General features: G+C 63.4%; 24 protein-coding genes. 16 read left to right on the top strand and 8 right to left on the bottom strand.

Annotated features, from left to right (window positions below):
- The gene (locus V3C40_RS09275) at positions 1-846 is read left to right on the top strand and encodes an ABC transporter ATP-binding protein (RefSeq protein ID WP_331777239.1); all 846 of its coding nucleotides are present in this window, start codon (positions 1-3) and stop codon (positions 844-846) included.
- On the top strand, positions 843-1,715 hold the full coding sequence (locus V3C40_RS09270) for an ABC transporter permease (RefSeq protein ID WP_331777238.1): 873 nt from the start codon (positions 843-845) through the stop codon (positions 1,713-1,715). Before V3C40_RS09275 ends, V3C40_RS09270 begins: the two co-directional genes overlap by 4 nt.
- 12 nt (positions 1,716-1,727) lie before the next feature.
- On the opposite strand, the gene V3C40_RS09265 is transcribed toward V3C40_RS09270, so the two are convergent.
- Positions 1,728-2,621, bottom strand: coding sequence for an HTH-type transcriptional regulator ArgP (locus tag V3C40_RS09265; protein WP_199534205.1), 894 nt, complete (start codon positions 2,619-2,621; stop codon positions 1,728-1,730).
- Positions 2,622-2,758: 137 nt separating this feature from the next.
- Here V3C40_RS09265 and V3C40_RS09260 point away from each other — a divergent pair, with 137 nt between their 5' ends.
- From V3C40_RS09260 to V3C40_RS09240, 5 genes are all read left to right on the top strand, one after another.
- Complete coding sequence (locus tag V3C40_RS09260) at positions 2,759-5,194, top strand: penicillin-binding protein 1A (protein ID WP_331777237.1); 2,436 nt, start codon at positions 2,759-2,761, stop codon at positions 5,192-5,194.
- A 4-nt stretch (positions 5,195-5,198) separates the two neighbouring features.
- On the top strand, positions 5,199-5,822 hold the full coding sequence (locus tag V3C40_RS09255) for a trimeric intracellular cation channel family protein (protein ID WP_034746006.1): 624 nt from the start codon (positions 5,199-5,201) through the stop codon (positions 5,820-5,822).
- Between the two features lie 96 nt (positions 5,823-5,918).
- Positions 5,919-7,796: a beta-propeller domain-containing protein gene (locus tag V3C40_RS09250; RefSeq protein WP_331777236.1), complete on the top strand. Its 1,878-nt coding sequence runs from the start codon at positions 5,919-5,921 to the stop codon at positions 7,794-7,796.
- 64 nt (positions 7,797-7,860) lie between these two features.
- Positions 7,861-8,412 (top strand): sigma-70 family RNA polymerase sigma factor, encoded by a 552-nt coding sequence (locus tag V3C40_RS09245; RefSeq protein ID WP_331777235.1) that lies wholly within the window; start codon positions 7,861-7,863, stop codon positions 8,410-8,412.
- On the top strand, positions 8,409-9,230 hold the full coding sequence (locus tag V3C40_RS09240; RefSeq protein ID WP_331777234.1) for a hypothetical protein: 822 nt from the start codon (positions 8,409-8,411) through the stop codon (positions 9,228-9,230). Before V3C40_RS09245 ends, V3C40_RS09240 begins: the two co-directional genes overlap by 4 nt.
- Positions 9,231-9,234: 4 nt before the next feature.
- Here V3C40_RS09240 and V3C40_RS09235 read toward each other — a convergent pair whose 3' ends face one another.
- The gene (locus V3C40_RS09235; RefSeq protein WP_331777233.1) at positions 9,235-10,380 is read right to left on the bottom strand and encodes an MFS transporter; all 1,146 of its coding nucleotides are present in this window, start codon (positions 10,378-10,380) and stop codon (positions 9,235-9,237) included.
- A gap of 282 nt (positions 10,381-10,662) precedes the next feature.
- On the opposite strand from V3C40_RS09235, the gene V3C40_RS09230 reads away from it, so the two are divergent.
- The 9 genes from V3C40_RS09230 to V3C40_RS09190 all read left to right on the top strand — a co-directional run bounded on the left by V3C40_RS09230 (position 10,663) and on the right by V3C40_RS09190 (position 20,938).
- A complete protein-coding gene (locus tag V3C40_RS09230) occupies positions 10,663-11,430 on the top strand; it encodes a gamma-glutamyl-gamma-aminobutyrate hydrolase family protein (protein WP_331777232.1) in 768 nt (255 codons plus the stop codon).
- Positions 11,431-11,486: 56 nt separating this feature from the next.
- Positions 11,487-12,857 carry a glutamine synthetase family protein gene (locus V3C40_RS09225; protein WP_035822563.1) on the top strand — a complete coding sequence of 457 codons (1,371 nt, stop codon included), beginning with the start codon at positions 11,487-11,489 and terminating at the stop codon, positions 12,855-12,857.
- A 12-nt stretch (positions 12,858-12,869) separates the two neighbouring features.
- Positions 12,870-14,330: an aspartate aminotransferase family protein gene (locus V3C40_RS09220; RefSeq protein WP_331777231.1), complete on the top strand. Its 1,461-nt coding sequence runs from the start codon at positions 12,870-12,872 to the stop codon at positions 14,328-14,330.
- A gap of 193 nt (positions 14,331-14,523) precedes the next feature.
- Positions 14,524-15,672, top strand: coding sequence for an ABC transporter ATP-binding protein (locus V3C40_RS09215; RefSeq protein WP_331777230.1), 1,149 nt, complete (start codon positions 14,524-14,526; stop codon positions 15,670-15,672).
- Positions 15,673-15,679: 7 nt separating this feature from the next.
- Positions 15,680-16,609 (top strand): ABC transporter permease subunit, encoded by a 930-nt coding sequence (locus tag V3C40_RS09210; protein ID WP_034746024.1) that lies wholly within the window; start codon positions 15,680-15,682, stop codon positions 16,607-16,609.
- On the top strand, positions 16,606-17,451 hold the full coding sequence (locus tag V3C40_RS09205) for an ABC transporter permease (protein WP_034746027.1): 846 nt from the start codon (positions 16,606-16,608) through the stop codon (positions 17,449-17,451). The genes V3C40_RS09210 and V3C40_RS09205 overlap by 4 nt, the downstream gene beginning before the upstream one ends.
- A gap of 196 nt (positions 17,452-17,647) precedes the next feature.
- The gene (locus tag V3C40_RS09200; RefSeq protein WP_331777229.1) at positions 17,648-19,135 is read left to right on the top strand and encodes an aldehyde dehydrogenase; all 1,488 of its coding nucleotides are present in this window, start codon (positions 17,648-17,650) and stop codon (positions 19,133-19,135) included.
- A 176-nt stretch (positions 19,136-19,311) separates the two neighbouring features.
- Positions 19,312-20,604: a type II toxin-antitoxin system HipA family toxin gene (locus V3C40_RS09195; protein WP_331777228.1), complete on the top strand. Its 1,293-nt coding sequence runs from the start codon at positions 19,312-19,314 to the stop codon at positions 20,602-20,604.
- Between the two features lies 1 nt (position 20,605).
- Entirely contained in the window at positions 20,606-20,938 is a 333-nt protein-coding gene (locus V3C40_RS09190; RefSeq protein ID WP_034746036.1) for a helix-turn-helix transcriptional regulator, read from the top strand.
- Between the two features lie 156 nt (positions 20,939-21,094).
- Here V3C40_RS09190 and panB read toward each other — a convergent pair whose 3' ends face one another.
- The 6 genes from panB to V3C40_RS09160 form a co-directional block, all read right to left on the bottom strand.
- A complete protein-coding gene (gene panB, locus V3C40_RS09185; protein WP_175444471.1) occupies positions 21,095-21,970 on the bottom strand; it encodes a 3-methyl-2-oxobutanoate hydroxymethyltransferase in 876 nt (291 codons plus the stop codon).
- A gap of 99 nt (positions 21,971-22,069) precedes the next feature.
- A complete protein-coding gene (gene folK, locus V3C40_RS09180; protein WP_070301048.1) occupies positions 22,070-22,546 on the bottom strand; it encodes a 2-amino-4-hydroxy-6-hydroxymethyldihydropteridine diphosphokinase in 477 nt (158 codons plus the stop codon).
- On the bottom strand, positions 22,546-23,922 hold the full coding sequence (gene pcnB, locus V3C40_RS09175; protein ID WP_058048420.1) for a polynucleotide adenylyltransferase PcnB: 1,377 nt from the start codon (positions 23,920-23,922) through the stop codon (positions 22,546-22,548). Before pcnB ends, folK begins: the two co-directional genes overlap by 1 nt.
- Entirely contained in the window at positions 23,915-24,586 is a 672-nt protein-coding gene (locus tag V3C40_RS09170) for an HAD family hydrolase (RefSeq protein WP_034747702.1), read from the bottom strand. Before V3C40_RS09170 ends, pcnB begins: the two co-directional genes overlap by 8 nt.
- Positions 24,586-25,254: a DnaA regulatory inactivator Hda gene (gene hda, locus V3C40_RS09165; RefSeq protein ID WP_058048421.1), complete on the bottom strand. Its 669-nt coding sequence runs from the start codon at positions 25,252-25,254 to the stop codon at positions 24,586-24,588. Before hda ends, V3C40_RS09170 begins: the two co-directional genes overlap by 1 nt.
- A gap of 76 nt (positions 25,255-25,330) precedes the next feature.
- Positions 25,331-26,413 carry an AI-2E family transporter gene (locus tag V3C40_RS09160; protein WP_331777227.1) on the bottom strand — a complete coding sequence of 361 codons (1,083 nt, stop codon included), beginning with the start codon at positions 26,411-26,413 and terminating at the stop codon, positions 25,331-25,333.
- Positions 26,414-26,519 lie beyond the last annotated feature (106 nt).

Here is a 26,519-nt window from a genome sequence, read left to right as displayed (position 1 = left end):
ATGAACGCGCCCGCTTTTCATCTGGTCCGTCCTCCCGTTGCGCTACAGCCCTTGCTCAGCGTCAAACATGTCAGCCTGGAATACCGCACCGAGCAGCGCACCGTGCGCGCCACGCATGACGTCAGTTTCGACGTGTTTCGCGGCGACCGTTTCGTGCTGCTGGGACCATCGGGCTGCGGCAAGTCGTCACTGCTGAAAGCCGTGGCCGGCTTTATCGCGCCGCGCGCGGGCAGCATCGCCATGCAGGGCCAGCCCATTCATAAACCGGGGCCGGACCGTGTCGTCGTGTTCCAGGAATTCGATCAGTTGCCGCCCTGGAAAACCGTGCTGGAAAACGTCATGTTCCCCTTGCTGGCCAGCAAGCGCCTGGATAAGCAGGCGGCCCGCGAGCGCGCCCATCACTGGATCGCCAAGGTGGGCTTGGCCGGCTTTGAAGATGCCCATCCGCATACCTTGTCGGGCGGCATGAAGCAGCGGGTGGCCATTGCCCGCGCCCTGGCCATGCAGCCGGAAGTGCTGCTGATGGACGAGCCGTTCGCCGCCCTCGATGCCTTGACGCGGCGCAAGATGCAGGAAGAGCTTAGCCGCCTGTGGGAAGAGCTGCGTTTTACCCTCGTGTTCGTCACGCATTCGATCGAGGAAGCCTTGGTCGTGGGCAACCGCATCCTGCTGCTGTCGCCCCATCCGGGCCGGGTGCGTGCCGAATTGAACAGTCACCAGTTCGGCTTGCACAGCGCGGGCAGTGTGGAATTCCAGGCTGCCAGCAGCCGCATCCACGGCTTGCTGTTCGATGAGGAAGTAGCTCTCGTTCCGCAATCAGTTACCGCGCAGCGGGAAGCTGTATGAGTGCGCTGCTGGAACCACCGATCCGCCAGGAATTCGTCTACGCGGCGCCGCCGCCAGCCGGCGTCACGGTCGAGCAGCCGCTGTCGCGCTGGCAGCGTGTGAGCCAGCACGCGCTGTGGCGCAAGGCGCTCATTTTGCTCAGCCTGGCCCTGCTGTGGGAAGGCGCGGCGCGCTGGACGCAGAACGATTTATTGCTGCCCAGTTTTTTGCAAACGGCGCAGGCGTTTATCGGCGGCATCGCCAGCGGTGAATTGCTCACGCGCACAGCCGCCTCCCTCGTCGTCTTGCTGCAAGGCTATGCGGTGGGCGTGCTGGCCGCCTTCGTGCTGACCCTGCTGGCCGTGTCGAGCCGCATCGGCCGCGACCTGCTGGAAACCCTGACGGCCATGTTGAATCCCTTGCCGGCGATTGCCCTGCTGCCGCTGGCCTTGCTGTGGTTCGGCCTGGGGCGCGCCAGCCTGATCTTCGTCATCGTCCATTCCGTGATGTGGCCGCTGGCCTTGAACACATACGCGGGTTTCCAGGGCGTGCCCGAAACCCTGCGCATGGCGGGCCGCAATTATGGGCTGAACGGCTTGCGCCTGGTGCTGCACATCCTCGTGCCGGGCGCTCTGCCTTCCATCGTCTCGGGCTTGAAGATAGGCTGGGCGTTTGCCTGGCGTACCTTGATCGCGGCCGAGCTGGTGTTCGGCACGACGTCGGGGCAGGGCGGCCTGGGCTGGTACATCTTCCAGAACCGCAACGAGCTGTACACGGACAAGGTGTTTGCCGGTCTGGCCGCCGTCATCGTCATCGGCTTGCTGGTGGAAAACATCGGCTTTCGCAGCCTGGAGCGCGTCACCTTGAAACGCTGGGGCATGCAGCGGTAGTTGTCATGATAATTATTTCAGCATGCTGCGCGCCGCCGCGATGATTTGCCGCGACAGCTGCTCCATGCGCGGCGACTGCACCTTCCACGTGTGCCAGTACAGGGCCACGTCGGCCGGCGTCTTGGGCGTGAGCATTTCCACCAGTTCGCCATCCGTATTCGCTTTCAGCAGCAACTCGGGCACCATGCCGTAGCCGAGGCCGTAGCGGATGGCGTTGAAGTGCGAGGTGGCGCCCGGCACGTAATGGCAGGGGTAGGCCCCTTCGGGCAGCCCCAGCGCTTCTTGCAGGAACGACGATTGCAGGGTGTCCTTGCGCGTGTAGGCGACGACGGGCGCTGTGCGCGCCGCCTTGCGCGTCAGGCCGTGCGCGAACCACTGCTGGCGGAACGCGGGCGTGGCCACCAGCCAGTAGCGCATCACGCCCAGCGGCTCGGCCGTGCAGCCGCGCATGGGCTTGGCTTCCGTGCTGATGCAGCCGATCGCCATGCCTGTTTCCAGCAAGGTGTAGGTGTGGTCCTGGTCTTCCACGGTCAGGTCCAGCAGCACGCGCTCGCGTATCAGCACCTCGGACAGGGCGGGGAAGAACCAGGTGCCCATTGAGTCCGCGTTCAGCGCCAGCACCAGGGTCAGCGGCGCATCCTGCTGCACCGCCAGTTCCGCCTGCAAATCCGCTTCCAGCAGCTTGGCCCGTTTCAGATACTGCATCAGCCGCTGGCCCATGCGTGTGGCGCGCGCCGGGCGGCTGCGCACGATCAGCGCATTGCCCAACTGGCTTTCCAGTGCCCGCACGCGCTGGGAAATGGCGGGGGAGGTCAGGTGTAGCCGCAGCGCCGCCTGTTCGAAACTGCCCGTTTCGACGACGGCGCGAAACGCTTCCGTGTGTTTGGGATTGAGATCCATGGCCACTGCCTTACATAAGAAAAATTTATCAATACTAAATAATACTTACTTTTCATAAGGATGAGTGTGTTGCAGTGCACAATGCCTCTTTGATGGAGTGCCGCGCGCCAGCGTACGGCCTCCTGGCAGCAAGGAATACCACCATGGAAGCACAAGCGAACGACAGCAGTACCCACAAGCCCCAGTCCAAGCTGGCGCGCAATCTGAAATTCGGCCTGGGATTGACCCTGGGCCTGGGCATGGCCGCCGCGCTGGCGGGCGGCTGGTGGCTGCGCCAGGCGTGGCAGGATTTGCCGGCCGTCGAGCACCTGGCCCAGTACAAGCCCGCACTGCCGCTGCGTATTTTCTCGAGCGAAGGCGAGCTGCTGGCCGAATACGGCGAAGAGCGCCGCGAATTCCTGCCCCTCAAGGAAATCCCCCTGCGCATGCGCCAGGCCTTGCTGGCCATCGAGGATGCGCGTTTCTACGAACACGGCGCCGTCGATTTCTATGGCTTGACGCGCGCCACCCTGGCCAACGTCGTCACGGGCCACCATGCGCAAGGCGCCAGTACCATCACCATGCAGGTGGCGCGCGGCTTCTTCCTGTCGCGCGAAAAGACCGTGCAGCGCAAGCTGACGGAGATGCTGCTTGCCTATAAGCTGGAACAGCACTACGGCAAGGACAAGCTGCTGGAACTGTATATGAACCAGATTTATCTGGGCGAGCGTTCCTACGGTTTTTCCGCCGCCTCGAACATTTACTTTGACAAGCCGCTGGCCGACGTCAGCATCGCCGAAGCGGCCATGCTGGCCGGTTTGCCGAAAGCGCCGTCGGCCTACAACCCCGTCGCCAATCCCCAGCGCGCCACCGTGCGCCAGCACTACATCCTGCAGCGCATGCGCGAACTTGGTTACATCACGCCGGCCGAGTACGACGCGGCCGTGGCGGAAAAGCTGGCCCTGAACAAGGACCGCAACAGCTCCGTGCATGCGGCCGCATATGCGGTCGAGGAAGCGCGCCAGCTGATCCTGCAAAGCTATCCCGAAGGCGCCTACAGCATGGGCCTGGACGTGACGACCACCATCCGCATGGCGCCGCAGCGGGCGGCCGACAAGTCGCTGCGCGATGGGCTGTTGAATGCGCAGGCACGGCGCGGCTACCGCGGCCCGGAAGCGCGCCTGGCCGCTTCCGAAGACAGCGTGGCGCGTCAGCTGGCCGCCTACCCGGACAGCGGAGAATTGCACGCCGCCCTCGTGCGCAAGGTCGATACCGCCGGCAAGCGCCAGGTGACGGCGCAGCTGCGCAATGGCGACGAGATCGTGCTGACGGCATCGGAAGCGCGCCTGGGCGGCAAGCTGGCCTGGGACGGCAAGCGCGCCATCGCCGAGGGCAGCGTGATCCGCGTGGTGCGCGACGCGGCCAAGAAGGGCTGGCTGGTGAGCCAGCTGCCCGAGATGGAAGGCGCGCTCATTTCCGTCGAGGCACACAGCGGCGAGATCGTCGCCATGGCGGGCGGCTTCGATTTCTACCGCAACCACTACAACCACGCCATGCAGGCCTACCGCCAGCCCGGTTCCAGCTTCAAGCCCTTCGTGTATTCGGCGGCGCTGGAAAAGGGCTATTTCCCCGGCACGGCCGTCGACGACACGCAGCGCTTGCTGCTGCCGCAGGAAACGGGCGCACGGCCTTGGCGTCCGCGCAATTACGGCAACAACTATGAAGGTTTCATCAGCGTGCGGCGTGGCCTCGTGCGCTCGAAAAACCTGGTGGCCGTGAGCCTGATGCAGGCGGCCGGCCCCGGCTACGTGCAGCACTACGCCACGCGCTTCGGCTTCGAGGGCGCGCGTAATCCCGTGTCCCTGCCTCTGGCGCTGGGCGCGGGCGCCGTCACACCGCTGCAGCTGGCGCAATCGTATGCAGTGTTTGCCAACGGCGGCATGCAGATGCCGCCGAAACTGATCAAGGAAGTGCGCAGCCGCAGCGGAGAAGTGCTGTTCAGCGATGCGGCGCCACGCGCCAAGGATACGCCGGCACCGGGCACGCAAGTGATCTCCACGCGCAATGCCTACGTCATGGATAGCATGCTGCGCGACGTCGTCAAGAGCGGCACGGGCCGCGGTGCGCTGGCGCTGGGGCGTGGCGACGCGGCCGGCAAGACGGGCACGTCGAACAACGCCTACGACGCCTGGTTCGCCGGCTACTCGTCCGGCCTCGTCTCCGTCGTCTGGCTCGGCTACGACCAGCCGAAAAGCCTGGGCAACGCCACGGGGGGCACCCTGGCGCTGCCCGTCTGGCGCGACTACATGCAGGTGGCCGTGCAGGGCCGCCGCGAACAGGTATTGGCCGAACCAGCAGGCCTGGCCCTGCTCGACGGCGATTACGTGTATGCCGAATACCTGGCCGGCGACTGCCTGAAGGATAACTTTGCCTTTATCCACAGCAGCGTCGGCTGCGGCAGCGGCGGTGCGGATACGCGCATGGCGCACGGCGAGGCTGGCGCTGGCGATGGCGGCTCGAGCACAGGCACGAACGAAGCGCGCACCCTGAGCGAAGCGCGCGAACGCGAACAAATTCTCAAATCATTTTCGGAAGAGTAAGAGCATGCTGCTATATACGATTTACCTGGTGGCGATCGTCGCCGAAGCGATGTCCGGCGCCATCATGGGCATGCGGCGCGGCATGGACTTGTTCGGCATCTGCATGATCGGCACCGTCACGGCGCTCGGCGGCGGCACCGTGCGCGACGTGCTGCTGGGGCACTATCCGCTGGGCTGGATCGCGCATCCAGAATACCTGCTGTTTACCATCGGCGCGGCCATTGTGACGGCCTTTGTCGCGCGCTACCTGCACCATCTGCGCGCCATCTTCCTGCTGGTCGATGGACTGGGCCTGGTGGCGTTTTGCGTGATCGGCTGCGACATCGCCATGTCGGCCAAGATGCATCCGGCCATCGTCGTGCTGGCGGGGATGATCACGGGTGTCTTCGGCGGCCTGCTGCGCGATATCCTGTGCAACCAGATTCCCCTCGTGCTGCAGCGCGAAGTGTATGCCACCGTGGCGCTGTTCACGGGCAGCCTGTACGTGGGCCTGCTGTACTTCAAGGTCGACAGCTCGGTGGCGCAGCTGGCGTCCATCGGCGCCGGTTTCCTGTTCCGCTTCCTGGCACTGCACTTCGAGTGGCGGCTGCCGAATTTCAATGGCGACCGTATACGGGGTTTTGAGTAAGGTAACAGCCGCGTGAATATTTTCACGCGCCTTTAACCCCTTTTTCTGCGCTGCCGCGTTTCATGTTGGACACCCCAGCCAACCGGAGAAGAAGCGATGTCCAGCGCCCTCAAGATCACATTGACACTGTCCCTGCTGCTGTCGGCAGGCAGCCACGCCGCCGGCACGGCGCCGCGCAAGACCCTGGCGCCGTTCGCCAGCGAGCAGGCCTTGAGCAGCTACCTGCAGCAGTTGCAGGCGCGCCAGGCGGCCCTGCTGCTGCAGCAGCAGAAACTGCAGCGCGCCACGGCGCAGTCCATGTCGGCTCCTCCCGCCCCTCCCGCGCCGATGGCGGCCAAGGCGGCCCCCGCGCCATCGGCAGAAGCGGCGGAATCCGTTACCAATGTGCAGACGGCGGGCGTGGACGAAGGCGGTATCGTCAAGCTGCATGGCAAGCACCTGGTGATGCTCCGGCGCGGCAAGCTGTTCACCGTGCAGGTGGGGGGCAATGCCCTGCAGCCTGTGTCTTCGCTCGACGCGTTCGCGCCGGGCAGCGATCCTTCCGGCAGCTGGTATGACGAAATGCTGATCGATGGCGACACGGTCGTGGTGATCGGCTACAGCTACAGCCGTGGCGGCACGGAGATCGGCCTGTTCGATATCGATGCGAACGGCAAGCTGGCCTACCGCTCCACCTATCACTTGCGCTCCAACGATTATTACTCGTCGCGCAATTACGCGAGCCGCCTGGTCAGCGGCAAACTGGTGTTCTATTCGCCCCTGTCGCTGAACTTGCGCCGGGGCGACCCGTTCGGCGGCTTTCCTGCGCTGCGCCGCTGGCGTCCTGACGCCGTGCCATCCGACTTCAAGCGCATCGCCCCGGCCACGCGCATCTACCGTACCGATGAAGAACCCGAAACGGGCTTCGGCCTGACTCTGCACACGGTCACCGTGTGCGACCTGGCGCAACGCGACATGCGCTGCGAAGCGACGGCCGTGATGGGGCCGCAGGGCCGCGTATTTTATGTGTCGGGCGAATCCGTTTTCGTGTGGACGACGCGGCGCGGCAGTGACTCGGGCGTGTTCCGCATTCCCCTCGATGGCAGCGCGCCCAGCGCCCTGAAGGTGGCCGGCGCGCCCGTCGACCAGTTCTCGTTCCTGGAAAGTGGCGATGGCCACCTGAACGTGCTGCTGCGCGCCGAAGGCCAGGGCGACGCCATGTGGGATGGCGCGCGGGGCCGTGGCGACATGGCCCTGCTGCGCGTGCCATTGGCGTCGTTTTCCGATGGCCGCGACAGCGCGCCCGCCAGCAGCTACAAGCCGCTGCCCGGTGGCGGCGGCTACGGCTTGCAGAACCGCTATGTGGGGTCCTATCTGTTGTACGGCAATCCGGGCAATCCGGGACGCCGCAAGGCGGACCAGGCCTGGCCGCGCCAGCCCCTGTACGCCGTGCGCTGGGCCGATGCGGGCAGCGTGCAAGCCTTGTCCCTGCCGCATGGCGTCGAGCGCATCGAGGCGCTGGGCAATGACGCCGTGGTGATCGGCGCTCAGGGCAGGGATCTGCACTTCAGCACCATCGGCCTGGGGGCGCAGGCGGCGATTGCCACGCGCTACATCCGCGCCGACGCGGCGCAGGGCGAGTCGCGCAGCCACGGCTTTTTCTACAAGCCGCAAGCGGCCGGTGAGGGCGTGATCGGCTTGCCCATCCTGGGCGTGGATGAGCGGCCTGGCCTTAACAAGTCATCCGCCTCCGTGCTCTACTTGCGCAACAGCGGTTTGACATTGACCGAACTGGGCGCGCTGGCGGCGCGGCCGGGCCAGGCGCCAGACGACGGCTGCCGCGCGTCCTGCGTGGACTGGTATGGCAATGCGCGGCCCCTGTTCCTGCAGGGCCGGGTCTTCGCTTTGCTCGGCTATGAACTGGTGGAAGGGGCACTCAAGGAAGGACAGATCCGTGAAGTGCGCCGCATCAGCTATGCACCCACTGCACGTTGACGGCGTAGTGAAATTGCCGCTGCCGCGTAGTTCGGCTACACTGGTCCGCATGCCCGACACCCTGATGACCGCGACGGATGAAGACCTGATGCTGCGCTACAGCGCCGGCGACCTGCCGTCGTTTCGCGAACTGTACCGACGCCACAGCCAGGGCCTGTACCGCTTCGTGGCCTGGCGTTCGCCGCGCCGCGCGTGGGTGGACGAGATCGTGCAGGATGCGTGGGCCAGCCTGCATGCGGCGCGCGCCGGCTACCAGCCGCAGGCGGCGTTCCGCACCTATCTGTACCAGATCGCGCGCAACCGCCTGATCGACCTGCTGCGCCAGCGGGAAGGACAGGAAATCGACGCTGTGGGCGAACTGGCGGACGAGGGCGCATCGCCGCCGCAATCGCTGGAGCAGAAACAGCAGCATGCGTTGCTGCATGCGGCCATCGCCGCGCTGCCGGTGGAGCAGAAGGAAGCGCTGGTGCTGCAGCAGTTCAGCGGCATGAGCATTCTCGAGATCGCCGTCGTGACGGGGGTGGAAGCGGAAACCGTCAAGAGCCGGCTGCGCTACGCCATGCAGAAATTGCGCGCGGGCTTGGACAGCGCCGCTGGCGCGGGAGGACAGGCATGAATACGCACGATCAAGATAACGACAAACCGAACGACGCACCGATTGACGAGGAGTTGAACGCGCTGCTGGCCAGCCTGCCGCAGCCTGCGCCTTCCAGCGCGCTCGATGCGGCCATTCTTGCGGACGCGGAAAAAGCCTTGCAGCAGCCGGCAGCCGCGAACGACAGCGCCGATGGCGTGCTGCGCACCTTGCCGGCCAAGAAATCACCGGACTACCTGCAGCGCTGGCGCGTTCCGCTGGGATTGGCCGCAGCCGTGCTGCTGACCGTGAACCTGATCGGCGTGGACTGGTTCGGCTCGAAGCCGGCGCAATTTCCTGTGGTGGGGGAGCCGGTCACGCAGGAGGTGGTGCCGGCAGCGGCGCCAGTGCCGCAGGCTGCCGAATCGACCGCAGCTGCGCCAGCGCCGCGCGCCATGGCCAAAATGGCAGCCAAGCCAGCGCCGCCGGCGCCAGCCTCGTTTCCCACGCCGCAGGCGGTAGCAGTGGCCCCACCGGCGCCGCCAGCACCGCCGCCGCCAGCGCCTGCCACGGCGATGAGTGAGGCGATGGAGCAGCAAGCGGCCATGCAGGCCCAGTCCAGCCTGCAGCGCCAGGCACCCGTGCAGCGCGCGCTGGCCATGCCCGCGCCCGTCGCGGCCCGCTCCGCGCCGCTGCCGCCGGCCGCAAAACTCGACGCTGGCGTGTGGCTGGTGAAGATCGACGCCCTGCTCAAGGCCGGCGAGGACGCACTGGCGCGCGAGGAGTGGACGGCGTTCCGGCAGGCCTATCCCGACTATCCGGTGGCCGAGGAACTGCGGCAGCGGCTGGAAAAAAAGTAGCGGGTTAAACGATCCCCTTCCTGCGTTCCCACACGGCGCTGCCGACGAAAATGGCGGCGCATACCCACATCACGGCCGGCAGGGCGTTCACGCCCACCGATTGCATCAGGACGCCCGTCAGCAGGGGGCCGCCGCCACTTGTCACGCCCCAGGTGGCGTTGACGATGGCGCTGGCGCTGGTCAGCGACAGGCCCGTAAACCGTTCGCCGCAGGCCACCAGCGCCAGCATGTAGATGCCGCCCGCCGCCGCGCCCAGCAACAGCAGCAAGGTCCACCACAGCCATGGCGTGCCGACGGCAAACGGCAGCAGCGGCAGCAGCAGGCAGACGGCCACGCCGCAGCCCGCGTGGACTTTGGCGCGGCCGTAGCGGTCGGCCATCCATCCCAGCGCGAATTGCAGGCCCGTGTCGCCCACCAGCACCACGGTGGCCGACAGCAGGGCCAGGTCCGTGCCGATGCCGTGCTCCATCGCGTACAGCGGCAGCAAGCTCAATGCCAGCGTATCGAACAGGGCGAAGAAGGCGGCGCCGAGCACGATCATCGGCATGCGCGGCAGGATCAGGGGCCACTTCACGCCATGTTCCTCCGGCTCCCTCTCCGGGCCGCTGTTCGAGATCAGCATCAATCCAGGCACGGCCAGCAAGAACAGCAGGCCGCAGGCGGCGAAGCTCCAGCTGATCTTGTCGTTGAACAGCGCCACGAGGGCAGGGCCGATCAGCTGGAAAAACGTAAAACTGGTGGTGTACATGGCCACCACACGGCCCCGTGAATTGTCGGGCGCCAGCCGGTTCACCCACGCCTCGCCGATGGTAAACAGCACGCCCATGGCGCCACCGAACAGGAAGCGCAGCACGCTCCACGCCAGCAGATGGTCGGTGCACTGCATGGCGATCGTCGCCAGCGATGCCATCCACACGGCGCCCAGCATGGTGGCGCGCGCGCCGAAACGCCCCACCCAGCGCGAAACGAATGGCGATGCGGCCAGGATGCCGAGGGCGCTGACGGCCGTGATCATGCCGATGATGTCCGTGCCCACGCCGCGCTGGTGCAGGGTCAATGCGGTGAGCGGCATGGTGGCGCCCAGGCCCAGGCCCACCACGCCGATGCTGACCACGAGGGCGAAGAAGTCGCGCCATGGCATGCTCTTCATGGCTGCCCCCTCGGGGTGAAAAAGGTGCTTGAAAAGGCTGAAAAACGGTGTGGATGCATGGGAAAGTAAGGGACTTTGCCTGCGGCGCTGGTGTTTGGCGCCGGACGGGCATATGATGATTTTATCAAGAGCAATATTGCAAAGCCGTAGTGTAGGCGATGTGTGCCATCGCTGGCCATGCCCATCGGTGTGGCCGCCCCTGCCGGCTCTGCTGTACAGTGAAGCGAGCGGCAGCGCTGTCATGGCGCTGTCATTGGATCGTCACGCCAGCGAGGAAGCTCTATGCGCCGTCCCGTCGTTCTCGTTCCCGCCTGCCAGCGCCAGCTTGGAAGCCATGCCTGGCACATGGCGCAGGACAAATACCTGCACGCCGTGCTGCGTGGCGCCGGCTGCATGCCGCTGCTGCTGCCCGCCCTGGGCGCGGACGCGGACCTGGAAGCGGCGCTGCACGCCGCCGACGGCGTCATGCTGACCGGTTCCGCATCGAACGTCGACGCCCGCCTGTATGGCGAAGACATCCTGCATCCCGACCTGCCGCAAGACCCTGCGCGCGACGCCACCACCTTGCCCCTGATCCGCGCCGCGCTGGCGCGCCAGCTGCCCCTGCTCGCCATTTGCCGCGGCTTCCAGGAAGTCAACGTGGCCCTGGGGGGCAGCCTGCACCAGGCCGTGCATGCGGTGCCGGGCATGCAGGACCACCGCGAGAACGTGCTCGATCCTTTGGAGCGCCAGTACGGGCCCGCGCACCGCATCAAGCTGATGCCCGACGGCCTGCTGTCGCGCCTCTTGGGCGGCGAGAGCGAAATGATGGTCAATTCCCTGCATGGCCAGGGCGTGGCGCGGCTGGCCGATGGCTTGCTGGTGGAAGCGCTGGCCGACGACGGCCTGGTGGAGGCGTATAGCGTGGCCAGCGCCGCCGGCTTTGCCCTGGCCGTGCAATGGCACCCCGAGTGGCAGGTGGAAGACAACCCGCAGTCGATGCGCCTGTTTGGCGCCTTCGGCCAGGCATGCCGCGATTACCAGGAACAGCAGCACCGAAAGAAAGAATGACCGGCGCGCCGCACGCGTAGCACGCGGCGTTTGATCAAGACCAGCGAGAGGGAAACATGGCAATACGCGAAAATTTCACTTATACGGACATGGATTTGTGGCTCAATGAAAAGCGCGTCACGGAAATAGAATGCCTGGTCCCCGACTTGACGGGTGTGGCGCGGGGGAAGATCCTGCCGCGCGGGAAATTCACCCAGGAGCGCGGCATGCGCATCCCGGAAGCGGTACTGGGCATGACGGTGACGGGCAATTACCCGGTCGACGATGGCGGCTACGACCGCGCCATTTCCAGCACCGACCGCGACATGATTTTGAAGGCTGATCCCACCACCATCACCATGGTGCCGTGGGCAACCGATCCCACCGCGCAAGTCATCCACGACTGCTATTTTGCCGACGGCGCGCTGGTCGATTTCGCCCCACGCTCCGTGCTGCGGCGCGTGCTGAAACTGTATGCGGACAAGGGCTGGAAACCTGTCGTGGCGCCCGAGCTGGAGTTCTACCTGACGGCGAAAAACACGGATCCGGACTTGCCATTGAAACCGCCCATCGGGCGCAGCGGCCGGGCCGAGACGAGCCGCCAGGTGTACAGCATCGATGCCGTCAACGAGTTCGATCCCCTGTTCGAGGATATCTACGATTACTGCGAACTGATGAACCTTGACGTCGACACTCTGATCCACGAAATCGGCGCGGGGCAGATGGAAATCAACTTCCTGCACGGCGATCCTCTGGGCCTGGCAGACAAGGTCTTCTTCTTCAAGCGCACCCTGCGCGAAGCGGCCCTGAAACACGATATGTATGCCACCTTCATGGCCAAGCCCATGGCGGGCGAGCCGGGGTCCGCCATGCACGTGCATCAGAGCGTCGTCGACGCGAAGACGGGCTTGAATATCTTCAGCAATGAGGACGGCTCGGCCGCGCCCATCTTCAAGCATTACATCGCGGGCTTGCAGCGCTACATGCCGTCGGCCATGGCTATCGTCGCGCCCTATGTGAATTCCTACCGCCGCATCGTGCGCCACACGGCCGCGCCGATCAACATCCAGTGGGGCCTGGACAACCGCACGGTGGGCTTCCGCGTGCCCGAATCGGGCGTGCAGGACCGCCGCGTGGAAAACCGCATCATCGGCGCCGATGCGAATCCCTACCTGGCCCTGGCCGTCACTTTGGCCTGCGGCTACCTGGGCATGACGGAGCAGCTGGAAGCGACGCCGATGATGGTGGGCAGCGCCTACGACATGAAGTTCGAATTGCCGCAAGGCTTGCCCGAGGCTCTGCAACTGCTGCGCGCGGAAGACAAGCTGCGCACGGTGCTGGGCGAGCGCTTCATCGACGTGTATGCGGCCATCAAGGACCTCGAGCACCAGGAGTTCATGACCGTCATCAGCCCGTGGGAGCGCGAACATCTTCTGCTCCACGTTTAAGAAAGGATCTCAATGAGCACATCCAATAATCCGCTGGCGCCAAGCGCCGCCCTGGTTGCCTCCGTGGCGCAGAAAAACGCGGCGCCGCAGGTGTACGATACAAACGCCATCCAGCAGATGGACTCGGCCCACTACCTGCATCCATTTACCGATTTTAAAGATCTGGCAAGCAAGGGCGCCAGGGTGATGGTGCGCGGCGACGGCGTCTACCTGTGGGATAGCCAGGGCAAGAAGATCGTCGACGGCATGTCGGGCCTGTGGTGCGTGAACGTGGGCTACGGCCGCACGTCGATCTCGCAAGCCGTGTACAAACAGATGGAAACGCTGCCCTTCTATAACAGCTTCTTTGGCACGACGAACGTGCCGGCCGCGCAGCTGGCCGCCAAGCTGGCGCAGATATCGCCGCCGCAGTTCCAGCACGTGTTCTTCACCAGTTCCGGTTCCGAAGGCAATGACACGAATTTGCGCATGGTGCGCCGCTACTGGGACATCCTCGGCTACAAGGAGCGCCACACCATCATCAGCCGCCACAACGCCTATCATGGCAGCACGGTGGCGGGAGCGTCGCTGGGCGGCATGGACGGCATGCATGCGCAGGGCGGCATGCCGATACCGGGCATCGCGCATATCGGCCAGCCCAATTATCTGGAGTCGGGCCACGGCTTGACACCGGAAGCGTTCGGCCTGAAGGCGGCCGGCTGGCTGGAAGATAAAATCCTGGAAATCGGCGCCGACAAGGTGGCCGCCTTTATCGGCGAACCGGTGCAGGGCGCGGGCGGCGTCATCATTCCGCCCTCGACCTACTGGCCCGAAATCCAGCGCATCTGCGACAAGTACGGCATCTTGCTGATCGCCGATGAAGTCATCTGCGGCTTCGGCCGCCTGGGGCGCTGGTTCGGCTCCGAACTGTTCGGCATCAAGCCCGACCTGATCACGTTTGCCAAGGGCGTCACCTCGGGCTATGTGCCGCTGGGCGGCGTGCTGGTGGGAGACCGTGTCGCCAAGGTGCTGATCGAGCAGGGTGGCGAATTCACCCACGGCTTTACGTATTCGGGCCACCCCGTCGCCTGCGCGGCGGCGCTGGAAAACATCCGCATCATCGAGGAAGAGCAGCTGGTGGCCAAGGTGGCCGAGGATACGGGACCGTACCTGCAGCAGTGCTTCGCCAGCCTGGGCGAACACCCGCTGGTCGGCTATGCGGACAGCTGTGGCCTGGTCGCGGGCCTGAACCTGGTGCGCAAGAAGGGCGCCACCGTGCACGAGAACGAGCTGTTCGACGAGGGCCAGGGCGTGGGCATGATCTGCCGCGGCCACATGTTCGACAACGGCGTCATCATGCGCGCCGTGGGCGAACGCATGATCGTCGCCCCGCCGCTGGTCATGACGCGCGCGCAGATCGATGAAATGGTGGGCTTGATACGGGTGTGCCTGGACAAGACGTATGCGGATGTACAGGCGAAGGGGTGGGTGTAGCTATCGTCGAACCCAAACGCAAGGGCCGGGGTCGTACCCCGAGGGTACGACCCCAGTCTCTGCTGTTGGGTTTTTATCGACATCTGTACAATTTTTAGACCCGATAAGCGGCAGTTCCGCTAAACTTCCATCCTGGCCGCTCTTTGTAGCGGCCAGTTTTTCATTTTGACAGCCACTTACCCAAAGCATCCACATGACGATAGCAACACCAGCCGCGTCGGCCAGTGACGCCCCAGCGCCTTTCTTGCTGATTGATCAACTAGTCAAGGAATTCGATGGCATGCGCGCCGTCAATGATATTTCCGTGACGATCAACAAGGGCGAGATTTTCGCTCTGCTGGGCAGTTCAGGTTGCGGCAAGTCGACCCTGCTGCGCATGCTGGCCGGTTTCGAGACGCCGACGTCGGGGCGCATCGCCCTGGCGGGCAACAGCATCGTCGATGTGCCGCCGCACCAGCGCCCCATCAACATGATGTTCCAGTCGTACGCGCTGTTCCCGCATTTGTCCGTGTGGGACAACATCGCCTTCGGCCTGCGCCGCGACGGTTTGCCGAAAGCGGAAGTGGCGGCGCGGGTCGAGCAGATGCTGGCGCTGGTGCAACTGGGCCAATACGCGAAGCGCAAGCCGCATCAGCTGTCGGGCGGGCAGCAGCAGCGCGTGGCGCTGGCGCGCAGCCTGGCCAAGCGGCCGCAATTACTGCTGCTCGACGAGCCGCTGGGTGCACTGGACAAGAAACTGCGCGAGCGCACGCAGATGGAGCTGGTCAACATCATCGAGCAAGTGGGCGTCACCTGCGTGATGGTCACGCACGACCAGGACGAGGCCATGAGCATGGCCACGCGCATCGCCGTCATGAGCGAAGGGCGCATCCTGCAGGTGGGCGCTCCCGGCGAAATCTATGAAACGCCGAATTGCCGTTTCGTGGCCGATTTCATCGGTAGCGTCAACCTGTTCGACGGCCGCATCACACAGGACGAACCCGATCACGTGGTGATCGCCACGCCCGATGGCGAGCACTATGTTTCGCACGGCATCACGGGCAACCTGGGCATGGATGTCTCGGTGGCCGTGCGCCCCGAAAAAATCGGCATCCAGATCGCGCCACCCGCTTTGGAGGAGCGCGCGTCACCAAAGGAACACGGCTACAACTGCGCCCAGGGCGTGATCGTCGCCATGGCGTATTTTGGCAATGAAACCAGTTACCACGTGCGCCTCGACAGCGGCACGGTGGTGAAGGTGTCGCGCACCAACGCGGCCCGCCACGACGCCGCGCGCCTCGAGCGTGAACAGCGCGTGTGGGTGTGGTGGGATGGCGCCGACATCGTCGTGCTGACCAGCTGAGGCCATCATGACGTCCCTCCTGCAATCGCTGCGTAACTTGGTCACCCTGCGTTGGGTCACAGGGCGTAACGCCGTCATCGCCGTGCCGTCGCTGTTCTTGGCGGCCGCCTTCCTCGTGCCCTTCCTGATCGTGCTGCGCATCAGCCTGTCCGACATGGACACGGCGGGCAGCCCGTTCGGCGGCTTGCTGTCGTACGTCGACGGCATCGTCGTGCTGAAGGTGAAAATCGCCAACTACCTGTTCATCGCCGCCGATGAACTGTATCTGCTCACCTACCTCAGCTCCATCAAATACGCGGCGATTACCACGGCCATTTGCCTCTTCATCGGCTACCCGTTCGCCTACTTCATGGCGCGCGCCAAACCGTCGATCCGCCCTGTGCTGATGATGCTGGTGATGCTGCCGTTCTGGACCTCGTTCCTGCTGCGCGTGTATGCGTGGAAGGGCATCCTGGCCAACCACGGCTTGCTCAATGACCTGCTGATCGCGCTGGGCGTGGTGAGCGAACCGCTGCACATGATGAATACCTCGTTCTCGCTGGTCGTCGGCATGGTGTACGCCTATCTGCCGTTCATGATCTTGCCCCTGTACGCCAACCTGGTGAAAATGGACATGCGCTACCTGGAAGCGGCGGCCGACCTGGGCGCCACGCCCTTGCAGGCGTTCTGGCGCATCACCGTGCCCCTGTCGAAGTCGGGCATCATCGCCGGCGCCATGCTGGTATTCATTCCGTCCGTGGGCGAATACGTGATTCCCGAGCTGCTGGGCGGCCCGGAAACCCTGATGATCGGCCGCGTGCTGTGGGATGAATATTTCACCAATAACGACTGGGCCATGGCGTCGTCCGTGACGGTGCTGGTGGTCTTGCTGATCCTCGTGCCGATGGCGATTTTTAACAAATACAAGACGGAGCAGGACGCGGAGGAGCGCACATGAACGGACGTACTTTCCTGCAGCGCTGGTTCGGCCGCGGCTGGCTCTCGCTCGGCTACCTGTTCCTCTACCTGCCCATCATCGTGCTGATCGTCTTTTCGTTCAACAGCTCGCGCCAGGACATGGTGTGGAGCGGTTTTTCGCTGCGCTGGTACAGCGAGTTGATGAGCGATACGGAGATCATCTCGGGCTTCGGTTTGTCACTGAAGATCGCCTTCATGTCGGCCACCTCGTCTGTCATCCTCGGCACGTTTGCCGCCTTTGCCTTGACGAGCTACCAGCGCTTCCGTGGCCGTACCTTGTTCTCGTCCATGGTCAGCGCGCCCTTGGTGATGCCGGAAGTGATCATCGGCCTGTCCCTGCTGCTGATGCTGGTGTCCATGCAAAAAGTCTTCGGTTTTCCCGAACGGGGCGTGCTGACCATCTGGCTCGGCCACACCCTGCTGGGCATGGCGTATGCGGCCGTGGTGGTGCAATCGCGCCTGCAGGAGATGAGTAAATCGCTGGCCGAAGCGGCCATGGACCTGGGCTGCCGCGCGCACCAGGTGTTCTTCCTCGTGACCCTGCCGAACATCACGCAAGCGCTGGCGTCGGCCTGGCTGCTGACGTTTACCCTGTCGCTCGACGACGTGGTGCTCTCGGCCTTTTTGTCCGGCCCCGGTTCGACGACGATGCCGCTGGTGATCTTCTCGCGCGCGCGCCTGGGGCTCGATCCGCGCGTCAATGCCATTGCCGCGCTGACGATCCTCGTTGTGACGCTCGCCGTGATCGCGTATGCCGTGATGCTGGCGCGCGCCGACCGCAGACGCCGCAAGCAACTGTCCGCAGCGTATTTGGAAGACTAAGTAGGTCGTGGGAAATTATTGTGAAGTTATGACGAACAGAACCGGATGCTCTGCAAGGCGCCCGCTGCGACGCAGTGCGAGCACTGCTAGCAGCGGGCAACGCCGCAGAGCGCCGGGTATGGAAGTCAGAAATAACAATAATTTATTACGCCCTACTTAGGAGTAAGCTGGCGTTTTCACCTTGCAGGAGACGACCATGACGGAAAACACCAGCTGGCATGCGCGGGCCGCAGCGCTCACGATCGATGGCCGCGCCTTAATCAACGGCGAGCGTGCCTGGGCCACATCCGGCCAGACTTTCGACAATCTGTCGCCCATCGATGGGCGCTTGCTGGGGCAGGTGGCCCGCTGCGATGGTGCGGATGTGGATGCGGCTGTGCAGGCCGCCCGCGCCGCTTTTGACGACCGCCGCTGGGCAGGCAAGTCGCCGGCGCAGCGCAAGCGCGTGCTGATCAAGTTCGCCGACCTGGTGCAGAAATACGGTTCCGAACTGGCCCTGCTGGAAACCCTGGACATGGGCAAACCGATCAAGTACAGCCAGAGCGTGGACGTGGGCGCCACGGCCAACTGCCTGCGCTGGTATGGCGAGGCGATCGACAAGGTCTACGATGAAATCGCGCCGACCCCCGCCAACAGCCTGGCCTTGATCACGCGCGAACCGGTGGGCGTCGTCGCCGCCATCGTGCCGTGGAACTATCCGATGATCATGGCCGCCTGGAAGATCGCTCCCGCCCTCGCGGCCGGCAACAGCGTGATATTGAAACCGTCCGAAAAATCGCCGCTGACGGCGCTGCGCCTGGCCGACATCGCGCTGGAAGCGGGCGTGCCGGCGGGCGTCTTCAACGTGCTGCCAGGTTACGGCAACGAGGCCGGCGCCGCGCTGGCGCTGCACATGGACGTCGATTGCATCGGCTTTACGGGTTCCACGCGCACAGGGAAACTGATCGTGCAGATGGCGGGCCAGTCGAATTTGAAACGGGCATGGACGGAATTGGGCGGCAAGTCCGCCAACATCGTGTGCGCCGATTGCCCGGATCTGGACAAGGCCGTGGCGGCCGCCGTCGGTTCCATTTTCTTCAACCAGGGCGAAAGCTGCAACGCGCCTTCGCGCCTGTTCGTGGAAGAATCGATCAGGGAAGAATTTATCGCCAAGGCGCTGGCCATGCTGCCCCGCTTCCAGCCGGGCGATCCGCTCGACGAAGCCACCGTCATGGGCGCGATCGTCGACGCCACGCAGATGAAGACTGTCATGGGCTACATCGCTTCCGGCAAGCAAGAGGGTGCGCAGCTGCTGGGCGGCGGCGAGGCCGTGCGCGCGGAGACGGGCGGCTACTATGTGCAGCCGACCATCTTCGGCGTGGATGCGGGCATGACGATCGCGCGCGAAGAAATCTTCGGCCCTGTCCTGTCCGTGCTGGGCTTTACGGATATCGCCGAAGCGGTGAAGCAGGCCAATGCCACGCCGTACGGCTTGCAGGCGGCCGTGTGGACGTCCGACATCACCAAGGCCATCCACACGGCGCGCGCCCTGCGTGCGGGCACCGTGCACGTCAACCAGTACGATGGCGATGACATCACCGTGCCATTTGGCGGTTATAAACAGTCGGGCAACGGGCGCGACAAGTCATTGCACGCGCTGGACAAGTACACGGAATTGAAGACGACGTGGATACAGGTGGGATAATTTTTAAAATAGAACTTAAAAGGACTAATTTATGGTGTTAATGGCTTAAAATAGTTCTTTTAGGATCTATTAAAATTTTCATGGCGATGTATTTTTTAAAAATTTGGATCGTATAAGTGCTAATTTAAGGATAAACTGAACACAATTAGCTACTATAAGATCCAATTGGAGCCGTCATGCACTGCCATTTTCAAATTTTTCATGATGATGCGTGGCACGATTGCGCATCGCTGACTTTGCTTGATCCTGCAGGCGGCAATCCACGCACCGGTACCCTGTTCGAGTATGACCTCGATTATGCCTTCTTCAAGCTTGAGAGTGGACCTGTCTCGCTGCGGTTCCCCGTCACGGCAGAAATGCAGAAGCTGGCGCAATGGCCAGCTTTTATCTTTGACCTGATTCCCCAGGGAAGCGGCCGGACATATCTGCTTGGGCAGCTTCAACTGGCCGATGGTCCGGCTGCCGATTTTCCGCTTGCGTGTGCCGGTGCATTCAATCCAGTCGGGCGCGTGCGCATCGCCGAGGCCGTGCAGTACTACGCACACCATATGAATCGCCACGACAAGGGCAAGCCGCAGATCGGCTTTTCACTGGAGGAGATTATAGGTCGCGGCGATGCCTTCAATGAGCGCATGCTGATGCATAGCATGTTGGCCGCTGGCAGTCTGGGGGTACAAGGAGCGGCACCGAAATATCTGCTGACCACCGACCATGCTGGTTTCTGGCATGCCGATGGCGCTCTGGCGGACAAGTATGCGGCTGCACATTTCATCGTCAAGCGTCCGCGCGGAAAGACCGCCAGCGACGCCAAGGTATTGAGAAATGAAGCCGCATACATGACTGTGGCGCGCGCGATGGGCTTGCGCACCGAAGGCCAACTGCGCTACCAGGACGATACCTTGTTCATTCCCCGTTTTGACCGCCGCATCCGCGATGGAAAAGTGCTGCGACTGCATCAGGAAAGCGCCGCTTCGCTGGCAGGTATCGTTGGCTTTGAAGCCACGCCCAGCCAGTTTGTATTATTGCAGGCGCTGCGCGCCGTCGTCAGTGACAAGACTGCGGAAACCATTGAATTTCTCAAACGCGATATCTTGAACCTAGCCATGCGCAATACCGATAATCACGCACGCAATACGGCGGTACAGCAAGTGGGTGCCGAGGTGCGCCTCACGCCGCTGTTCGATTTTGCACCGATGTATCTGGACCCGGATGGCATACCACGCGCTGCGCGCTGGTATCACCCGGATACTCAAAACGAGCTGCATGACTGGACGACGATACTGGCTACGATCGGCATGATGGACGTCGAGCGCCAGCAGGTTCGCCTCGCGTTATATGGATTTGCCCAGCAACTGACTGCGCTGGAACAGCATATGCAGGAGGCAGGCGTGGATGATGACATCATTGCTTTCCTTCGGCCACATATAGCCGGGCAGATCGAACAGCTCAAGGCCTTGGGAGAGCACTGACATGGCGCGTACCAAAAAGACCGTTGACAAGGAGGAGCTGCGGCAGCGCAGGGCGGTGCTTTACGAAGCCATTGAAGCAGGCGCCGTCACGCTACAGCATGCCGTCAAGGAAATGCGCGCCATCTCGCGCATGACGCAGGCAGAGTTTGCGACGCACCGGGGCGTGAGCACGAAGGTCATCAAGGAAATCGAGAGTGGCAAGGGCAATCCAACCATCCAGACGCTGAACCGCATAGGACAGTTCTTTGGATTGGAGGTGGCGTTTGTACGGACAGAAACGCTGCGCGAAAAAAAAATCGCCCCGGCAAGTACCGGGGCGATATCGCCTCAATAGGCTAAGTAATCCTCAGGAAATTATTGTGAAATTATGACGAACATAGCCGGATGCTATGCAAGGCGTCCGCCGCGACGCAGTGCGAGCAGTGGTCAACGCCGCAGAGTGCCGGTTATGGAAGTCAGAAATCACAATAATTTATGGGGGTTACTTGGATCAGAAGCAGTGTTCCAGCGCCGGGAAGCTGCCATCCTTGACGGCTTTCACATAGCCGGTGACGGCGTCGTCGATGCTGGCGGCGCCTTCCATGAAGTTGCGCACGAAGCGCGCCTTGCGGCCTGGGAAGACGCCCAGCATGTCGTGCATGACGAGCACCTGGCCCGAGCAGTCGGGGCCTGCGCCGATGCCGATCGTCGGTATCGTCAGCATGTCCGTCACTTCCTTGCCCAGCTGCGTCGGCATCGCTTCCATCAGCACGATGGCGGCGCCCGCATTTTGCAGCGCCAGCGCATCGTTCTTCAGTTCGGCCGCGCTTTCCGTGCTCTTGCCCTGTACTTTATAGCCGCCCAGCTGGTGCACGGATTGCGGCGTCAGGCCGATGTGGGCGCAGATGGGGATGCCGCGCTCGGTGAGGAAACGCACGGTCTCGGCCAGCCAGGCGCCGCCTTCGATCTTGATCATGTGCGCGCCAGCCTGCATCAGGATGACGGCGTTCGCATAGGCTGTTTCAGGTGTGCCGTACGCGCCGAACGGCAGGTCGGACATGATCATGGCCGACTTGCTGCCGCGCGCGACGGACGCCGTGTGGTAGGCCAGTTCGGCCACGGTGACGGGCAGGGTGGAATTGTGGCCGTTGCAGACCATGCCGAGCGAATCGCCGATCAGCAGGATCTCCACGCCGCAGCGGTCCATCAGGGACGCGAAGCTGGCGTCATAGCAGGTCAGCATGGTGATCTTTTCGCCGGCGGCGCGCAGCGTGGCCAGGGTGTGGATGGTCACGGCCTTGTTGGCGACAGGCTTGGCTGGCGCCGGCACCGGTGTGGCGGCCTTGTCTTTTGCGGCCAGATCTGTTCCTTGCAAATAAGCGGACATAGGTATTCTCTAGAGTGAAAGGGGTACGACGCCGCTAGTGTAGTACTTTATATGGCGGCGTGCAGGGGCGGCATTGTAGTGTATGTCCGGCGCCTTGGCTCAGAGCTGGCTGATGGCCTGGTCGGCCACCGTGGCCAGGTAGTCCTGCGCCGGCCCGAGTCCGGGCACGACGATGGCGGGCGCAAGTTCCAGCAGCGGCACCAGCACGAAGGCGCGCTCGGTGAGGCGTGGATGGGGCACCGTCAGGGTGGCGCTGGCGATCCGTTCATCGCCGTACAGCAGCAAGTCCAGGTCCAGGGTGCGCGGGGCGTTGCGATAGGGCCGCTCGCGCCCGTGCGCCGCCTCGATGGCGTGCAGCGCCAGCAGCAGTTCCTCTGCCGGCAGGGTGGTTGTGATGCGCGCCACGGCGTTGATGTAGTCGTCGCCGCTCGAATCGATGGGCGCCGTGCGGTAGCTGGCCGAGGCGTCAACGAGGGATGCGCCAGGCAGGCGCGCCAGGCGCGCGATCGCATCCTGCACATTCGCGCGCGCATCGCCCAGGTTGGCCCCGATGCCGATGTAGGCGGTGACCGTCATTATTCGCCGCTGGTGCTGCCGGTGGTCGAGCCGCCGCCCGTGCCGGTCTTGCTGCGCGTGCTGCGGCGTGGCGGGCGCTTCTTCTTGACGGCGCCCGGTGCGGCATTGGCGCTGACGAGCAGCGCTTCGCGCGTTTCCTCGTCGCCTTCATAAAAGGCCGTCCACCATTCGCCGATGTCCATGTCGATCTCGCCCGAGGCGCAGCGCAGCAGCAGGAAGTCGTAGCCGGCGCGGAAGCGCAGGTGTTCGAGCAGCTTGTACGGCGCCTTGCCGACCCGGCGCTCGAAGCGCGGCTGCATCGACCAGATGTCGCGCATGTCGGAACCGATCTTGCGCTGCAAGGCCAGTTTTTCCGTTTGCGAGTCGAGCACATCGTCGGCCGCCAGGTGCAGCGCGGGGATGGTCGATTCGCCGGCGGCGCGGTAGGCCGTCCATTTTTCCAGCACCTGGTGCCACAGCAGCGAGGCGAACAAAAAGCCTGGCGAGACGGTCTTGCCGGCGGCGATGCGCTGGTCCGTCGCGTCCAGCGCCAGAGTGACGAATTTCGCGCCCAGCGGCTGCTCCAGCACCACGTCGAGCAGCGGCAGCAGGCCGTGATGCAAGCCTTCCTTGCGCAGCTGCTGCAGGCAAGCCAGCGCGTGACCGCTCATCAGGAGTTTGAGCATTTCGTCGAACACGCGCGGCGCGGGCACGTTGTTGATCAGCGGCGCCATGACGGGAATCGGCGCGGCCGTGTGCGGCTCGATGGTGAATTTCAGCTTGGCGGCGAAGCGCACGACGCGCAGCATGCGCACGGGATCTTCGCGATAGCGTTCTTCCGGTTTGCCGATCATGCGCAAGGTCTTGGCGCGGATGTCTTCCACTCCGCCGTGGTAGTCGAGTACTTCCTGCGTGGCCGGGTTGTAATACATGGCGTTGATCGTGAAGTCGCGGCGCAGCGCGTCTTCGTGCTGCAAGCCGAAGGTGTTGTCGCGCAGGACGCGGCCATGTTCATCCTTGGGCGCAGAGTCGGCGCCGGCGCCGCGGAAGGTCGTCACTTCCAGCAAATCCTGGCCGAACATCACGTGCACGATCTGGAAGCGCTTGCCGATGATGAAGGCGCGGCGGAACAGACGCTTGACCTGTTCCGGCGTGGCGTTGGTGGCGATGTCGAAGTCTTTCGGTTTCACGCCCAGCAGCAGGTCGCGCACGGCGCCGCCGACGACGAAGGCCTCGAAGCCTGCTTCCTGCAGGCTGCTGGTGACGCGGATGGCATTTGACGACACCAGTTTCGGGTCGATTCCGTGTTGCGCAGGACCGAGCACAATGGGTGCCGTGGTGTCGCGCGCTGCCTCTTTTTTAACGCCGAGGATCTTGCGGATGAATTTTTTAATCATTGAATAAGTGAAGTGATGGCCAGCCGTGGAGGGATGCGTGTGCGCTCAAAGCGGTGTTGGGGTTGGTCGCGACAGGGTGGGTCACGACCGACAGCAGGGGAATGTCGTTGTGCGAATCGCTGTAGAAATAGCTGCGCTCGAACTGCCCCAGTTCCTTGCCCATCTTTTCCAGCCAGGCGTGGGTGTGGGTCAGCTTGCCCGCGCCCAGGGTCGGCGTGCCGACCAGCTTGCCCGTGACGTTGCCTGCGTCGTCATATTCGGGCATGGCGGCCAGCAGGTGCTCGACGCCCAGCGCATCGGCGATGGGTTTGGTGATGAAATGGTTGGTTGCCGTGACGATGGCCAGCAGGTCGCCCGCGTCCTGGTGCTGTTTCAGCAGGGCCACGACTTCCGGACGGATGACCGGCATGACCACTTCCGCCATGAATTGCCGGTGCAGCGCTTCCAGGCGTTCGCGCGGGAATTGCGCCAGCGTGCCGAGCGAGAATTCCAGGTATTCCACCGGATCGAGCGTGCCGGCCTGGTATTGCGCGAAAAATTCGTCGTTGCGGCGGGTGAATTCGGCGGCGTCCACGGCACCGATGCGTACCAGGAATTCGCCCCACTCGTGATCCGAGTCGATGGGCAGCAGGGTGTGGTCGAGGTCAAACAGGGCCAGATTCATCATTCTTTCGCTTCCGCCTGCAGCAACTCGCGCAACAATGGCAAGGTGATCGGGCGTTGGGTTTCAAGGGAGTAGAGGTCGAGAGAGTCCAGCATCGTCGAAAGCGAACGCATGTCGCGCCGGAAATGGGACAGCAGATAGGGTAACACGCCGGGCGACAAGGTCAAGCCGCGGGTGGTGGCCGCCTGGGTCAGGGCGGCGATTTTTTCATCGTCGGTCAAGCCGTGGATCTGGTAGATCAGGCCCCAGCCCATGCGCGTGCGCAAGTCTTCGCGCACGGGCAGCACGGCGGGCGGCACGGCGCCGCTGCAGACCATGAATGCCTTGTTGGCGCGGATTTCATTGAACAGGGCAAAGGCATCGATCTGCGCCAGCGGCGACAGTTTTTCGCAGTCGTCGAGCAGGTACAGGTCGACGTCAGGCGAATATACGAATTCGGACTCGATCGAGAATGGCGAAATGTAGCGCGCGCGCTCGGTGCTGGCCAGGGCCTTGAGCAGGTGGCTCTTGCCGGCGGCCAGTTCGCCCCACAGGTAGGCAAAATGTTCGCGCGAAGTGCGCGCGGCGAACTGGCGCATCAGCTGCGCCACTTCGGCATTCTGTCCCACCTCGAAGGTATCGAGGCTGTGCGCCTGGTCTGTGCCTAAATCGAGCACCAGTTGTTTCATGGCGTACGCCTTGTCCTGTTTTTCATTACTGCATGTGCATCGTGGTATTGCTAGGTTGATATGATATCCGCTTTTACTAGGTATTATAGAAGCTGCTGGAGAGGTAGTGGCGTCTTAGATGCTTAAAAGCGACCATCAGGACGGCAGAAGCGGGTAAAGCAAGCAAAACGCCGACGAAACCGAACAATTGTCCGAAAGCCAGCAAGGCAAAGATCACGGCCAGCGGATTTAAACCGATGCGCTCGCCCACCAGGCGCGGCGTGAGGAAAAAGCCTTCGATGACCTGGCCGCAGCCGTAGATGACGGCCACGGCGATGACGCCGCTCCAGTCTGCAAACTGCAGCAGGGCGGCGATCAGCGCCAGCATCAGGCCCAGTCCGAAGCCCAGGTAGGGGATGAACACCAGCAAGCCCGTGATGATGCCCACAGGCAATGCCACTTCAAAACCGGCGATGGCCAGCGCCACCGAGTAATACGTGGCCAGCACCAGCATGACGAGCAACTGGCCGCGCAGGTATTGCGCCAGCAGGGTATCGACTTCCTGCGCCATGCCCACCGTGCGGCCGACCCAGCGGCGCGGCACGGCGGCGGCGATGCGCGCCAGCATCGGATGCCAGTCCAGCAACAAATAAAACAGCACCACGGGAATCAGCACGACGGTGGCCAGCCAGCCCAGCACGGCCGTGCCGCCGATGCGGGCCGAGGCGAGTACCGTGCTCCAGATTTCATCGCCGCTGGTGGCCATCTGCTGGCTCAGCATGCGCTTGATGCCCGTGCCGTCCAGGCGCACGCGGATGCCCAGGTCGCGCAGTTTCGGTGCCAGGAACTCGTTCGCCTTGCTGAGGAATTGCGGAATTTGCGCCTGCAGCAAGGGAATTTCCTTCTGCAACACGGGCACGACGATCAGCACCAGCGCCGTAATGGCGAGGAAAAACAACACTACGACGACCAGCACGGCCAGCGGACGGGGCACGTAAAAGCGCTTGCAATGGAGGCGCTGCAAGCGGTCCACGCCAGGATTGAGCACGTAGGCGAGGATGGCGGCGGCCAGGAAGGGCGTCAGGATGGGGCCGAGGCTGACGAGCAGCAGCAAAAATGCCAGCCAGACCGCGATCCAAAATGCTGTTTGCTTCTGTTCGGCGGTGATGGCGAATGGCATGTAGTTTGTACTGTTGCGTTAAAAAAAGGCAGTTAATTACGAAATAGCGGGGCAGTTTGATAAAATAGCGACTTGATCGACCGAATTCACCCGCTGGCGCCCTGCC

The sequence above is a fragment of the Janthinobacterium sp. LS2A genome (assembly GCF_036543145.1).
GTDB lineage: Bacteria > Pseudomonadota > Gammaproteobacteria > Burkholderiales > Burkholderiaceae_D > Janthinobacterium > Janthinobacterium aestuarii.
Note: the sequence above shows the minus strand (reverse complement) of the source record. Positions and strands in the feature narration are given on the sequence as shown.

Excerpts from the sequence above, each read along its gene's own strand:
- V3C40_RS09275 (WP_331777239.1), top strand. The coding sequence starts at position 1 with ATGAACGCGCCCGCTTTTCATCTGGTCCGTCCTCCCGTTGCGCTACAG.
- V3C40_RS09270 (WP_331777238.1), top strand. The coding sequence starts at position 843 with ATGAGTGCGCTGCTGGAACCACCGATCCGCCAGGAATTCGTCTACGCG.
- V3C40_RS09260 (WP_331777237.1), top strand. The coding sequence starts at position 2,759 with ATGGAAGCACAAGCGAACGACAGCAGTACCCACAAGCCCCAGTCCAAG.
- V3C40_RS09255 (WP_034746006.1), top strand. The coding sequence starts at position 5,199 with ATGCTGCTATATACGATTTACCTGGTGGCGATCGTCGCCGAAGCGATG.
- V3C40_RS09250 (WP_331777236.1), top strand. The coding sequence starts at position 5,919 with ATGTCCAGCGCCCTCAAGATCACATTGACACTGTCCCTGCTGCTGTCG.
- V3C40_RS09245 (WP_331777235.1), top strand. The coding sequence starts at position 7,861 with ATGACCGCGACGGATGAAGACCTGATGCTGCGCTACAGCGCCGGCGAC.
- V3C40_RS09240 (WP_331777234.1), top strand. The coding sequence starts at position 8,409 with ATGAATACGCACGATCAAGATAACGACAAACCGAACGACGCACCGATT.
- V3C40_RS09235 (WP_331777233.1), bottom strand. The coding sequence starts at position 10,380 with ATGAAGAGCATGCCATGGCGCGACTTCTTCGCCCTCGTGGTCAGCATC.
- V3C40_RS09230 (WP_331777232.1), top strand. The coding sequence starts at position 10,663 with ATGCGCCGTCCCGTCGTTCTCGTTCCCGCCTGCCAGCGCCAGCTTGGA.
- V3C40_RS09225 (WP_035822563.1), top strand. The coding sequence starts at position 11,487 with ATGGCAATACGCGAAAATTTCACTTATACGGACATGGATTTGTGGCTC.
- V3C40_RS09220 (WP_331777231.1), top strand. The coding sequence starts at position 12,870 with ATGAGCACATCCAATAATCCGCTGGCGCCAAGCGCCGCCCTGGTTGCC.
- V3C40_RS09215 (WP_331777230.1), top strand. The coding sequence starts at position 14,524 with ATGACGATAGCAACACCAGCCGCGTCGGCCAGTGACGCCCCAGCGCCT.
- V3C40_RS09210 (WP_034746024.1), top strand. The coding sequence starts at position 15,680 with ATGACGTCCCTCCTGCAATCGCTGCGTAACTTGGTCACCCTGCGTTGG.
- V3C40_RS09205 (WP_034746027.1), top strand. The coding sequence starts at position 16,606 with ATGAACGGACGTACTTTCCTGCAGCGCTGGTTCGGCCGCGGCTGGCTC.
- V3C40_RS09200 (WP_331777229.1), top strand. The coding sequence starts at position 17,648 with ATGACGGAAAACACCAGCTGGCATGCGCGGGCCGCAGCGCTCACGATC.
- V3C40_RS09195 (WP_331777228.1), top strand. The coding sequence starts at position 19,312 with ATGCACTGCCATTTTCAAATTTTTCATGATGATGCGTGGCACGATTGC.
- V3C40_RS09190 (WP_034746036.1), top strand. The coding sequence starts at position 20,606 with ATGGCGCGTACCAAAAAGACCGTTGACAAGGAGGAGCTGCGGCAGCGC.
- panB (WP_175444471.1), bottom strand. The coding sequence starts at position 21,970 with ATGTCCGCTTATTTGCAAGGAACAGATCTGGCCGCAAAAGACAAGGCC.
- folK (WP_070301048.1), bottom strand. The coding sequence starts at position 22,546 with ATGACGGTCACCGCCTACATCGGCATCGGGGCCAACCTGGGCGATGCG.
- pcnB (WP_058048420.1), bottom strand. The coding sequence starts at position 23,922 with ATGATTAAAAAATTCATCCGCAAGATCCTCGGCGTTAAAAAAGAGGCA.
- V3C40_RS09170 (WP_034747702.1), bottom strand. The coding sequence starts at position 24,586 with ATGAATCTGGCCCTGTTTGACCTCGACCACACCCTGCTGCCCATCGAC.
- hda (WP_058048421.1), bottom strand. The coding sequence starts at position 25,254 with ATGAAACAACTGGTGCTCGATTTAGGCACAGACCAGGCGCACAGCCTC.
- V3C40_RS09160 (WP_331777227.1), bottom strand. The coding sequence starts at position 26,413 with ATGCCATTCGCCATCACCGCCGAACAGAAGCAAACAGCATTTTGGATC.